Origin of the sequence: Lactobacillus delbrueckii subsp. delbrueckii DSM 20074 = JCM 1012 (assembly GCF_001433875.1) — a bacterium.
Lineage (GTDB): Bacteria > Bacillota > Bacilli > Lactobacillales > Lactobacillaceae > Lactobacillus > Lactobacillus delbrueckii.
Map to the genome: position 1 here is coordinate 525 of NZ_AZCR01000049.1, position 10,952 is coordinate 11,476.

At 50.6% G+C, this 10,952-nt stretch carries 11 protein-coding genes, 3 tRNA genes and 3 pseudogenes; 2 read left to right on the plus strand and 15 right to left on the minus strand.

Features of this window, described 5'->3' with window-relative positions; translation table 11 throughout:
- Positions 1-20 precede the first annotated feature (20 nt).
- The 7 genes and pseudogenes from FD23_RS06670 to FD23_RS06695 form a co-directional block, all read right to left on the minus strand.
- Positions 21-92 (minus strand) — tRNA-Gln (locus FD23_RS06670).
- 5 nt (positions 93-97) lie between these two features.
- A tRNA-Tyr gene (locus FD23_RS06675) sits at positions 98-179 on the minus strand.
- Between the two features lie 76 nt (positions 180-255).
- Entirely contained in the window at positions 256-1,311 is a 1,056-nt protein-coding gene (locus FD23_RS06680; protein ID WP_025895548.1) for a PTS sugar transporter subunit IIC, read from the minus strand.
- Between the two features lie 2 nt (positions 1,312-1,313).
- Positions 1,314-2,492: pseudogene (locus FD23_RS06685) on the minus strand (aminotransferase class I/II-fold pyridoxal phosphate-dependent enzyme).
- Between the two features lie 325 nt (positions 2,493-2,817).
- Complete coding sequence (locus FD23_RS09920; protein WP_164477173.1) at positions 2,818-2,988, minus strand: hypothetical protein; 171 nt, start codon at positions 2,986-2,988, stop codon at positions 2,818-2,820.
- Positions 2,989-3,107: 119 nt separating this feature from the next.
- A tRNA-Gln gene (locus FD23_RS06690) sits at positions 3,108-3,179 on the minus strand.
- A 98-nt stretch (positions 3,180-3,277) separates the two neighbouring features.
- The gene (locus FD23_RS06695; protein ID WP_052933554.1) at positions 3,278-3,769 is read right to left on the minus strand and encodes a YbhB/YbcL family Raf kinase inhibitor-like protein; all 492 of its coding nucleotides are present in this window, start codon (positions 3,767-3,769) and stop codon (positions 3,278-3,280) included.
- Positions 3,770-3,871: 102 nt separating this feature from the next.
- Here FD23_RS06695 and FD23_RS10605 point away from each other — a divergent pair.
- A pseudogene (locus FD23_RS10605) lies at positions 3,872-5,030 on the plus strand (MFS transporter).
- 59 nt (positions 5,031-5,089) lie between these two features.
- Here FD23_RS10605 and FD23_RS06705 read toward each other — a convergent pair.
- Together FD23_RS06705 and FD23_RS06710 are read right to left on the minus strand one after the other, a co-directional pair.
- The gene (locus tag FD23_RS06705; RefSeq protein WP_011678031.1) at positions 5,090-5,713 is read right to left on the minus strand and encodes an NUDIX hydrolase N-terminal domain-containing protein; all 624 of its coding nucleotides are present in this window, start codon (positions 5,711-5,713) and stop codon (positions 5,090-5,092) included.
- Positions 5,714-5,827: 114 nt separating this feature from the next.
- A complete protein-coding gene (locus tag FD23_RS06710; RefSeq protein WP_025895494.1) occupies positions 5,828-6,202 on the minus strand; it encodes a periplasmic substrate-binding domain-containing protein in 375 nt (124 codons plus the stop codon).
- Positions 6,203-6,372: 170 nt separating this feature from the next.
- Between FD23_RS06710 and FD23_RS10610 the strand changes: the two are divergent.
- Positions 6,373-6,521 (plus strand): annotated as a pseudogene (locus tag FD23_RS10610) (site-specific integrase); the annotation flags it as partial.
- A gap of 61 nt (positions 6,522-6,582) precedes the next feature.
- On the opposite strand, the gene rpsI reads toward FD23_RS10610, so the two are convergent.
- The 6 genes from rpsI to FD23_RS06740 form a co-directional block, all read right to left on the minus strand.
- Complete coding sequence (gene rpsI, locus FD23_RS06715) at positions 6,583-6,978, minus strand: 30S ribosomal protein S9 (protein ID WP_002878121.1); 396 nt, start codon at positions 6,976-6,978, stop codon at positions 6,583-6,585.
- 12 nt (positions 6,979-6,990) lie between these two features.
- Positions 6,991-7,434 (minus strand): 50S ribosomal protein L13, encoded by a 444-nt coding sequence (rplM, locus tag FD23_RS06720; protein WP_002878124.1) that lies wholly within the window; start codon positions 7,432-7,434, stop codon positions 6,991-6,993.
- 105 nt (positions 7,435-7,539) lie between these two features.
- The gene (gene truA, locus FD23_RS06725) at positions 7,540-8,328 is read right to left on the minus strand and encodes a tRNA pseudouridine(38-40) synthase TruA (protein WP_003616967.1); all 789 of its coding nucleotides are present in this window, start codon (positions 8,326-8,328) and stop codon (positions 7,540-7,542) included.
- On the minus strand, positions 8,328-9,125 hold the full coding sequence (locus FD23_RS06730) for an energy-coupling factor transporter transmembrane component T family protein (RefSeq protein ID WP_025895495.1): 798 nt from the start codon (positions 9,123-9,125) through the stop codon (positions 8,328-8,330). The genes truA and FD23_RS06730 overlap by 1 nt, the downstream gene beginning before the upstream one ends.
- Positions 9,118-9,981, minus strand: a complete 864-nt coding sequence (locus FD23_RS06735) for an energy-coupling factor transporter ATPase (RefSeq protein ID WP_052933553.1) — start codon at positions 9,979-9,981, stop codon at positions 9,118-9,120. The genes FD23_RS06730 and FD23_RS06735 overlap by 8 nt, the downstream gene beginning before the upstream one ends.
- Positions 9,957-10,805 carry an energy-coupling factor ABC transporter ATP-binding protein gene (locus FD23_RS06740; RefSeq protein WP_002878135.1) on the minus strand — a complete coding sequence of 283 codons (849 nt, stop codon included), beginning with the start codon at positions 10,803-10,805 and terminating at the stop codon, positions 9,957-9,959. Before FD23_RS06740 ends, FD23_RS06735 begins: the two co-directional genes overlap by 25 nt.
- Positions 10,806-10,952 lie beyond the last annotated feature (147 nt).

The following is a 10,952-nucleotide window of genomic DNA, read 5'->3' on the forward strand; positions in this document are numbered from 1 at the left end:
TTGGGTGTTCTTTAGAATAATTGCGTTAGCTGGATTCGAACCAGCGCATGACGGTACCAAAAACCGTTGCCTTACCACTTGGCTATAACGCAATCAATGGAGGAAAGTGGATTCGAACCACTGAACTCAGAGAGAGCGGTTTTACAGACCGCCGCGTTTAGCCACTTCGCTATTCCTCCGTTGAAGTACGCTATTATATTAACAAAAAAACAGGGCAAGTGCAAGGTTTTTTGGCGATTTTTTTTACTTTTTGGCTTAAACTTCCAGGCGCAGGTCCTCTGCCTGGGCAAAGCTCAAGCGGTCGATGAAGAGCCAGCGCATGAAGAAGCCCAAGGCAACTGGGTAAACGACGTAGAGAACCGTCAACAGGATGATGCTCCCCCAGCCTGGCGTCATCTTGGCGTAAGCCGCCAGGGGTCCGATCAGGCCGCTGAAGCCAAAGCCAGCGGAATTAGGCGTCCCCTGCAGGTTGAAGATGGCGGCCAGAAGACCGGACAAAGCAGACGAAAGCAGGACCGGGACAAAAAGCTTCGGCTTCTCCAGCATATTGGCCATCTGGATCTTTGGCGTCCCGATGAAGTGGGCCAAGGTGGTCCCCATCCCGTTGACGCTGTAGCTCATAATCCCCAAAGTGTAGGCCGCCCCAGTGATGCCAAGGTTGGCGGCCCCGGAGGCAACCCCGGTCAAGCCGATCGCCACCGCGATCCCAACTGAAGAAATCGGGGACACGATCATAGCCGCGAAGGACATCCCGATCAAGACACCCATCAAGAGCGGCTGCAGCTTGGTAAAGGCCATGACGATCATGCCGATAAAAGTGGTCACGGTTTTAACGTATGGCAATACCAAGAGGCCGATCCCGCCGCCAACGACCAAGACGATGATTGGCAAGAGAATGGTCGTGTAGGAACCAAGCTTGTTGCCAATCAATTTGATCAAGAGAATGGCTAGGGTGATCGTCAAGCCGATGTTGATAACGTCACCAGTCCCGGCGACCATGATCAAGCCGTTTTTAAAAATAACCGCGCCAGACCCGATCATGGCCGCTGCTGCGACCGAACACATCTGGATCATGTTCATCTGGAAGAGGTAGGCCGCGCAGAAGCCGGCCATGGCCGCCAGCAGGCTCTGGGTAAAAGTAGTGATGTTGATGACCGTCTGGGCAAAAGCCGGAGCTACACCCAAGAGGGCCTTCATCAGCTGGCCTAAAATCGCGGCCGGCACCAGGGCAGCAATGACCCCGAGTCCGATCCCGTTTAAAATGTTCAGCGTGCCTTGCTTAAGGCCGTTTGTTTCTTTACTTTCCGTCATTCTTATTTTCCATTCTTATTTTCCTCGACAAATTTCTTGATTCTGCTTACGCCTTCTTTAATTTCGTCCAGTGCCGTCGCGTAGGAGAAGCGGAGCCAGCCCTGACCGCCCTTGGCGAACCAGGAACCGGCACAAACCCCGACATGGGCCTGGTCAGCCAGCTCATAAACGAATTCCGTGTCTTTTTGGTTAAGACCGGCTGGACTCTTGGCCCAGATATAGAAGGCCCCCTGCGGTTTGACCACTTCAAAGCCGGTTTCCGTCAAAGCCTGGTAGAGGTAGTCCCGGCTCTCTTTGAAGGCGGCCTTCATTTTCCGGGCATCCCTGTCCCCGTTTTTAAAAGCTTCCTCGGCCGCGTCCTGCATTGGGGTCGGTTCAGTCGTGGTGATGAACTGGTGGACCTTGGCCAGCTGGTCAGTGATTTCCTGGGGAGCCGCCATGATCCCGATCCGGTAGTCGGTCATGGCCCAGGACTTGGAGACCCTGTTTAAAACGATAGCCTGGCTTCTGAGGGACTTGGCCATTGAGGCGTGCTATTGCTCGTAGTTCAGTTCACTGTAGATTTCGTCGCAGAGGACAAAAGTTGGCCGGTCCTTGATTACTGCCGCCAAAGCATCCAGCTCTTCCTGGCTGTACATGACTCCAGTCGGGTTGGTCGAGTAGTTCATGACCAGAATCCGGAGGCGGTCGCCGTATTCGTCAACGGCTGCTTGCAGCTGGTCTGGCGTTAATTTGAAGCTGGTCTGGGAAGTGTCGATCTGGATAACTTCAGCTTTTTCCAGGGCCGCGTCAGCAATATATAAAGGAAAGATCGGGGTTGGCAGGACCATCACGTCGCCTGGGTTGATGATGGCAGACATGACCGTGTAGATGGCTTCCGTTGCCCCGTTGGTAGCGATGATTTCGCTTGGCTCATAGTGCATGTCGTAATGCCGGGCCAGGAAGTCTGCCGCGGCTTTTCTGAGGCCTGGCGTCCCGTTTGAAAGAGCGTAGTGGGAGTGGTTGTCCACGATCCCCTTAATGGCAGCCGTCTTGACATGGTCCGGGGTATTGAAGTCTGGCTCGCCAACCGTGAACTTGACGATGTCCGGGTACTGGCTCGTATAGTTGGCAAAATTCAGAATAGCTGAAGACTTTACTTCCGCTACTCCCTGCTTAAAGTGCTTAGTTAAATCAACCATGGTGTCCTCCTTGGCTACCGTAAAAACAAAAAAATCGCGGATCAGATGATCCACGATTACCAAAGTCTGCTAATGCGCGTGTTCTTGAAACCGCCGGATCCTGATTCCTGCCGTTTCAAAAAATGCTGAGAAAACTCTTATTATTGAAACTGCAGATGCATGTTCTTGCTTGAAAACTTGCATCCACAGATGCAAGCTAGTTCCAGTAATAAAAGCTAAAGAATTTCGCGTTCTTGCTGATTAAAGCGTTCATGATTCTTGTCCTCTCTCAACATTTGATGCTTTAACTATATATTAAGGACAAATTAAACTCAAGCGCGATATGTTAATTTTCTTCCCAACTTTCAGGATTAGCCAACAGGTCCTGCATGGCCTGCAGGAGGTCACGGCCGACTGTGATTGTTCCGGGCTTAAGGAAGTAGCTCAAGGAAATTTCTTCTTCCAGCTGGCCCAGCAGCTTTTGAATTTTCTCCGCTTCTTGTTCTTTTCCAGCCATTTGCTGCCTCTTTTCTTAAAATCAATCTAACGACAAAAGTTATTTTCCATTTTACCAGATTTTTGACCTACTTTTTTGGTACGTAAAAAAGGCCAAGCCTTCCGGCCTGGCCTTGCTTATTGCGTTAGCTGGATTCGAACCAGCGCATGACGGTACCAAAAACCGTTGCCTTACCACTTGGCTATAACGCAATCTTACTTGTGAGCTGATCGCTCAACCAATGATATATTACCTAATTTCCTAGCTTTGGTCAACAGTTTTCGGTAACTTTTTCTAAAAATCTTTTCCCTTAAACCCGGGCCGTCAGGTCGACCTGGCTTTTAGCCAAAACCTTGCCCTTTAAGGCACGCAAGAATTCATTGTAGTAATAAGGCTGCTCCAGGTCCAGTTTCTCGCTTAAAGCGTAAACCCGGAAGCGGTAGTCGTGGTCCTTGTCCGGCGGAGTCGGCCCGATATAGCCCGTATGCACTTCTTCTGGATCGGTTAAAAAGCGGGAAACAGTACTATTGTAACCCTGGGGCGTATCCGTCGTCCGGCTGAAGTCAGCTGGAATTTCGCTGACAGCTGGCACGTCGCTGGCCAGCCAGTGGATCCAGGCAAAGCCGCAGACCGGAATGGAATCATAGTCGACCAAGGACCAGGCCAGGTACTTGGTCCCTTCCGGCAGGTCCGTCAGGGTAAAAGGAAAAGACACTACCGGGTTGCCGGCTTCTTTAACGCTAGCATACTTGGCATATTCATCGGGCAAATAGCCCTTATCCAATTTAACTTGAATCTGCATGGTTAAACCTGCTTTCTTTACTCAAGACTTACTATACATCATCTTCATTTTAACATTTTTTCTGTTAAACTAATTAACGGTGTATTTTATAGGAGTTTTCTCATGTCACGTTACAAAATTCAAGCCTTTCTCTTCGTTTTCGTAGCCTTCATGTTGAGCTGCAATGAATATATGATCGTCGACGTTTTGCCGGATATTTCCCGGGAAATAAATGCCTCCCTCAGCAGCTTAGGCTACCTGGTTACCGTATTTGCCCTGGTTTATGCTGTCGCCACTCCCCTGGTCACTTCCCTGACCAAGTATTTCAAGCGCCACCAGCTCCTCTTCTTTTTGATGGGGATCTTCTTTATCGGCAATACCTGGACGGCCCTGTCTTACAGCTATGTCAGCCTGCTTTTGTCCAGAATCCTGTCAGCCACGACAGCTGGAGCGATTATTTCCCTGATCCTGGTTATCGCCAACTTCGTGGCTCCCTTGGAAAAAAAGAGCCTCGCTTCTCTCCTGGATTTTTGCCGGCTTCTCGATTGCTTCCATCATCGGCCTGCCAATCGGGACCTTGATCTCAACGACTTTTTCCTAGCATGCTAGTTTCTGGATGATCTCGCTTCTGACACTCGTAACCTTTATCCTTTTACTGGCCTTCGTGCCCCGGGACACTCCGCAGAGCCAGTCCAGCAAGGGCAATAAGCAGTTCAACTGGCACATCCAGCTGACCCTCCTGGCCATCATCCTGGTCTGCGCGGCTCAGTATACCTACTATACCTACATCCGGACCTTGATCACCGACTACATGCATTTCCCGAAGAGCTGGCTGAATGTCCTGCTCTTGCTGCTAGGCTTGGCCTTTATTGCCGGCAACAAGACTGGGGGCTTTCTGGCCGACCATGGCGGGATCAAGCTCCTGCCTTTGGTCTTTGGTATCCAGACTGTTCTGCTCTTCCTCTTGGCTCCCCTTTTGCCTCTGTCCTGGCTGGCCTTCCTGTGCATCGTCGGCATCTGCTGCGTCAACAGCATGTACGGGTCTTCCACCCAGGTTTATTTCCTGGACCTGGCCGCGGCTGAATATCCCGAGTCAATCGACTTTGCCTCCAGCTTCAACTCGATTTTTGCCAATGTCGTCATCTCCCTGGGCTCCTTTACGGCAGCGCAAGCGGCAGGCTTGACCGGGATCGGCAGCATCCCCTACTTTGGCAGGTTCTACAGCTTGCTCAGCTGCCTTCTGATGGTCCTGGTCTGCCGGCAATTAGCTGCTAAGAAGTAAAAATAGGCAAAAGCTGAAAAAATGAATAGATAGTAAAAATTCGCCGCACGGCGAGTTTTTTAGTCGAATAAAGTTTGCCAGTTGGCATCCCGGTGCGCGGCAAAGCACATCTTCACCTGTTCAGTTGAGTTCTTGTTTTCTGCCAAAGGTGGCAGATCATCTTCCTTAAACCAGGCCGCCTGGCTGGTTTCGGAGTTGGCCTGGAATTCCCCGCCTAAGGACTGGCAGAGATAATAGATATCGGTAATCCCATAAGGGTGGATCGACCCATGGTGCTTAAAGTGGTCTTGAACTGCGATAATTTTGACCGGTTTGACAGTTAAGCCTGACTCTTCCCGGCACTCCTTGACGCAGTTGTCAGTCGGAGACTGGTCGACGTCACACCAGCCGCCGGGCAGGGACCAGCGCCCTTCTTTTTCCTGGACCAGGAGAATCTGGTCATCTTTAAAGATGGCTGCCCTGGTCGCGATTTTCGGAGTCTGGTAGCCAATTTCATTGCAAAAGAGCTCTTTGACCTTGTCATAACTGACCGCGCTTTTTTCCGCCAGCATTTCCGCGGCTATTTCCCGCAGGCGGCTGTAGCGCTCCGTGTCAAAAACGTCCTTGCTGTAGGCCAGGCCGGTCTGCCCGATCGCTTGGATTTCCATGGCCCAGTCAATCAATTTGTCGCCTTTTTTCATTATGCCCTCTTTTCCTTCTGCTGTAATTGTTTCTGCCTTAATTATATTCAAAGGGAAAAATTTTTGCGCAAAAAAGCAGATCCGGAGATCTGCTTTCTTGACTATCTTTGATCTCGATTATTTGACGTAGGCTTCCTTGAAGTCCCAGTTGCCCCGGTTGTAGACCGCGTTCTTGACACTGGTCCGGACCAGCATGACGCTGGTTGAGTAGTAGAGCGGGCAAATGCCGGCATCGTTTAAGAGGATGTCTTCAGCCTTGCTCATGTCGCTCCAGCGCAGGCTGGCAGACGTGGTGGTCTTGGAGTCAGCAATCAGCTTGTCGTATTCGCTGTTTGACCATTGCCCGTCGTTTTGGCTGTTGCCAGTCGTAAACAGGTCCAGGAAGGAGATTGGGTCAGCGAAGTCGGCGATCCAGTCGATCAGGCCCAGCTGGAAATTGTGGCTGGCCAGGCGATTCAGCAGGGTCTTGAATGGCACGCTGTTAACTTCCACCTTAACCTGCGGCAGACCACCCCGTAAAAAATATAAATATAAACGCTAATATGCTTCTGGCAACTTTACTAGTCAAGATTTTTTCATCGCACTTTTTATACTTCCGTTTTATATAATGTAAGCATTTTTATTTAATTTCATATCAATTTTACCCCCACTAAGCAAAAATACAAGTAACATCTAAAAAAGGCATCCCTACAAGCACATTTCATAGCTTAAGAGATACCCACGTTTCTACTGAAAAACATTATCTGAAATTGATGCAGAAAAAAAGCACCAGCAAGATGCTGATGCTTTAAATCTCTTGGATTCGATATGATCTGTTCTGACCATTTGAAGTCTCGAAACCGCTGATCTGATGCCGTTCTTGACGATCCAGATTAACGCTTTGAGAATTGTGAAGCCTTGCGGGCCTTCTTCAGACCTGGCTTCTTTCTTTCCTTCATTCTTGGGTCACGAGTCAAGAAGCCGGCCTTCTTCAGTGGACCACGGAAGTCTGGGTCTACTTCAAGAAGGGCACGGGCGATACCATGACGGATCGCACCGGCTTGACCTGAGAAACCACCACCGTTAACGTTAATGATAACGTCGTATTGGCCTTCAGTTTCAGTCAAAGTCAAAGGTTGCTTAAGGTCCTTAACCAAGATTGGCAATGGAATGTAGTCAGCAACATCCTTGTTGTTAACAGTGATCTTACCATCGCCTGGTACTAAACGAACGCGAGCTACGGCGTCCTTACGACGACCAGTACCTGCATATGCAGCTTGTTGTGCCATCTAAACTACCTCCTAGATCAAATTGTTAATGTCTAACTTTTCAGGCTTTTGCGCTTCGTGCTTGTGTTCTTCACCAGCATAAACGTGCATCTTCAAGAATTCTTGGTGGCCAAGAGTGTTCTTTGGAAGCATACCCTTAACTGACAATTCAACCAATTTAACAGGGTTCTTGGCAAGCAATTCGCCAGCTGATACAGACTTCAAGCCGCCACGGTATTCTGAGTGGTGGTAGTAGATCTTGTCAGTTGCCTTCTTACCAGTCAGCTTTAACTTAGAAGCGTTAACGATGATGACGTTGTCACCAGTGTCAACGTTTGGGGTAAATTGAGGCTTGTTCTTACCTCTAAGGATAGTAGCAACAACAGTTGAAAGACGGCCCAATGAAACATCAGTAGCGTCAATCAAGTACCACTTACGTTCAATTTCACTAGTCTTTGCTAATGGTGTAGTACGCAATGTAAATTCCTCCGTTTAATTCGTAGTTTGAATACAATAAGTTTCCGGGGCCTACCGTGGACAAACATACTCCTATATCATATGTCCTAAATACCAAAATGTCAATTATAAATCAAGGTCGAGCCGATATTTTCTTGGCACTTCCTCGTAAAAGACATGATAGAGGTACAAGCCGCAGGCCTGGGCGGTCTGCTGGACCTCCAGCCGGTTCTTGGCCGCGATCACCCGCTTTAAGTCGTGCACCGGCCGGCGGCCATTGCCGATCTCCAGCAAGGTGGCCACCAGGATCCGGACCATGTTGTACAAAAAGCCGGTCGCGATAAAGTCCATGATCACTTCGTTGTTTTCTTCATCCAGGGCCACGTTGACATAGTACATGTCCCGGACTTTATCCTCAATCTGCCCGCCGCTGGCCGCGAAACTGGTAAAATCATGCCGGCCCAGAAGGTCCTTGGCGGCTTCTTGCATCTTTTCCACATCTACCGGATATGGGTAGTGTCCTGTGTAAAAACGCTTAAAGGGGTTTACGAAGCCGTCCAGGCTGACCCGGTAGCGGTACCACTTCCCCTTGACGGAAAAACGGGAGTGGAAATCTTTATCCACAATTTCACAGTCAGTAAAAACCATATCCATCGGCAGCTGGGAATTTAGGGCCTTGATCATGTTGGCTGCCGGAATTTCCCTGCCTGGATAGTCAAAGTGGATTACCTGCCCGACTGAGTGGACTCCGGCATCAGTCCGGCCTGACCCGAAGACCCGGACCTCCTGTCCCTTAGTCATCCGCTTGAGAATCTCTTCTACCGTCCCTTGAATCGTTCTTTGCCCCGGCTGGGACTGGAAGCCATGAAAGTCATGGCCGTCATAGGACAATGTCAATTTGTATCTGCTCGTCATCAATGCTTCCTTGTCGTGATCATCAAAATTGTCAACAGCAGGCAGTAGGCTGCTGGAATCAAGTCCACCTTACTCCATTCCAGGATCCGGTAGCGGGTCCGGCCCTCACTGCCCTTGTAGCCCCGGGATTCCATGGCTGTGGACAAGTCCAGGGCCACTTCCAGAGAATCGATAAAAAGCGGCACCAGCATCGGGACAACTGACTTGGCCCGCTTGACCAGGCCGCCGTCGTTAAAGTCGGCACCCCGGGACCGCTGGGCATTCATGATCTTGACCGTCTGGTCAAACAAGGTCGGCACGAAGCGCAGGGCGATCGAAATCACCAAACTAATCATGCCCAGGTTGACCTTGAAGAGCTTGAGCGGCGTCAGCATCCATTCCATGGCATCCGCGATTTCCAGGGGCTTGGTCGTCACCGTCATCACTGTTGACACCAGAATGATCATGGCAAAACGGATGAAAACGTACAAACCATTGATCAAACCCTCGCTGGACAGGGTAAATATCCACCAGTGCCAGTAGACTTTTCCACCGGCCATGAAGAAGGTCTGCAGAAGGGAGGTGAAAACAATCAGCCAAATCATTGGCTTGACCCCGTCCCAAAAAACTCTGGCCTTCAGTCCCGTCGCGAAAACGCAGGCCAGGCCGAAGATACTGATCACCAGATAGCTGACCCAGTTGTTGGCCAAGAAGATCATGATGATAAAGTAAAAAGTCGTCAGCAGCTTGGCCCGCGGGTCTACCCGGTAGACAAAGGTCGTCCCCGGCAGGTAGCGGCCGATAATAATCTTACTCATGCTCTCCCCCCTTCAAGCTTTGCTTGATCGCGTCCGCCAGCTCCGGCATGGTTAAAGGCTGGCTCGGCAGCTTTAAGCCAGCCGCATCAAGTTTTGCGGCAAAACGGGCGCTGCGGGGCTCAGCCAGGTGGTGTTTTTGCAGCCATTCACTGTCTTTGAAGACTTCCTTAGGGCTGGCATGCTTGATCAAGCGGCCATGCTCCAAAACCAGAACGTCGTCGGCGTAATCTGCCACGTCATCCATGTTGTGGGTTACCAAAATCACCGTATGCCCGGCTGCCTGATAGTCCTTAAATAGCTGCATCATTTCCAGCCGCCCCATTGGGTCCAGGCCAGCTGCCGGCTCATCCAAACAGATGATCTCCGGCTCATAGGCCAAAACCCCAGCCAGGGCCACCCGCCGCATCTGCCCGCCGGACAGGTCGAATGGCGAATGCTCAATCAAGTCATCTTTCAGACCCACCTTTTTAAGCCATTTTAAGGCCGCCTCACGGGCCTCATCTTCACTGAAGCCAAAGTTCCTTGGCCCATACTCAACGTCCTTTAGAACCGTGTTTTCGAAGAGCTGGGCCTCTGGAAACTGAAAGGCCAGGCTCACCTTGCGGCGCAGGTCCTTCAAGCCCTTGTTGCCAGTCTCCGGGGTGATGGTGTAGCCCGCGATTTCGATCTTGCCACTGGTGGGCTTTAACAGCGCGTTAAAGTGCTGCATTAGGGTCGACTTGCCGCTACCCGTATGGCCAACCAGAGCGATGAACTTCCCCTCTTCTAGGCTGAAATTCAGCTGGTCCAGGCCGATCGCCTCCAGCGGTGAGCCAGGGCTGTAGACATAACTTACATTTTCGAATTTAATTGCCATAAGCTCTGAACCAACTTTTCCTCATCATCAATTTCATCCGGGAGCACAATCCCCCGTTCCTTCAAGAGCTGCTTAAGCCGGTAGACAAAGGGAATATCCAGGCCGATCCGCTCCAGCATCTCCACCTTGGAAAAAATTTCCTCCGGCTTACCTTGGTCTAGCAGCTGGCCGTCGTCTAATACCAAAACCTGGTCAGCCCCCGCGGCTTCTTCCAGGTCGTGGGTGATGGAAATAACCGTCAAGTTATTGTCTTCCTTGATCTTCCGAACCAGGTCCAAGATCTGCTCCTTGCCTTCCGGGTCCAGCATGGAGGTCGATTCATCCAGGATGATGACCTGGGGCTTGACTGCTAGGATGCCGGCGATCGCTACGCGCTGTTTCTGCCCCCCTGAGAGGTTGCTGGGCTCGCTGTCAGCATAATCAGCCATACCAACGTCAGCGACCGCCTGAGCGACGATTTTCAGCATTTCCGGCCGGGGCACTGCCCGATTCTCCAAGCCAAAAGCAACATCGTCACTGACCGTGGCCCCGACAAACTGGTTGTCAGGATTCTGGAAGACAATGCCGACCTTCTCTCTGACTTCCCAAACCGTGTCAGCCCCCAGCTTGACCCCGTCAACTGTAATAGAGGACTTATCCAAATCATCTGGGGCCAGCAAGCCATTGATCAATTTAGAGACCGTTGACTTGCCGCTGCCGTTATGCCCGATCAGCGCCGTCCAGCTTCCCCGCTCAATCGCAAAAGAGAGGTCAGACACAGCTGGCCGCGGGCTGTCCGGGTAAGTAAAAGTCACATGGTCAAAAGAAATAATATTGTCGCTCATCGCGTCACCACCTATTTGGTCATTTCCTTCTATTGTATCAAGCCAGGGTAAAAAAGCGCAAAAAAAAATGGTTCAGTATAAAAACTTGTGTAAATGACTGAGAGACTTAGGAAGCTTTCCGCGATAGTTCCATTAACCGCAGGAAGA

Bases quoted from the DNA above. Each gene is read 5' to 3' on its own strand.
- FD23_RS06680 (WP_025895548.1), bottom strand. From the start codon at position 1,311: ATGACGGAAAGTAAAGAAACAAACGGCCTTAAGCAAGGCACGCTGAAC.
- FD23_RS09920 (WP_164477173.1), bottom strand. From the start codon at position 2,988: ATGGCTGGAAAAGAACAAGAAGCGGAGAAAATTCAAAAGCTGCTGGGC.
- FD23_RS06695 (WP_052933554.1), bottom strand. From the start codon at position 3,769: ATGCAGATTCAAGTTAAATTGGATAAGGGCTATTTGCCCGATGAATAT.
- rpsI (WP_002878121.1), bottom strand. From the start codon at position 6,978: ATGGCACAACAAGCTGCATATGCAGGTACTGGTCGTCGTAAGGACGCC.
- truA (WP_003616967.1), bottom strand. From the start codon at position 8,328: ATGACGAGCAGATACAAATTGACATTGTCCTATGACGGCCATGACTTT.
- FD23_RS06730 (WP_025895495.1), bottom strand. From the start codon at position 9,125: ATGAGTAAGATTATTATCGGCCGCTACCTGCCGGGGACGACCTTTGTC.
- FD23_RS06735 (WP_052933553.1), bottom strand. From the start codon at position 9,981: ATGGCAATTAAATTCGAAAATGTAAGTTATGTCTACAGCCCTGGCTCA.
- FD23_RS06740 (WP_002878135.1), bottom strand. From the start codon at position 10,805: ATGAGCGACAATATTATTTCTTTTGACCATGTGACTTTTACTTACCCG.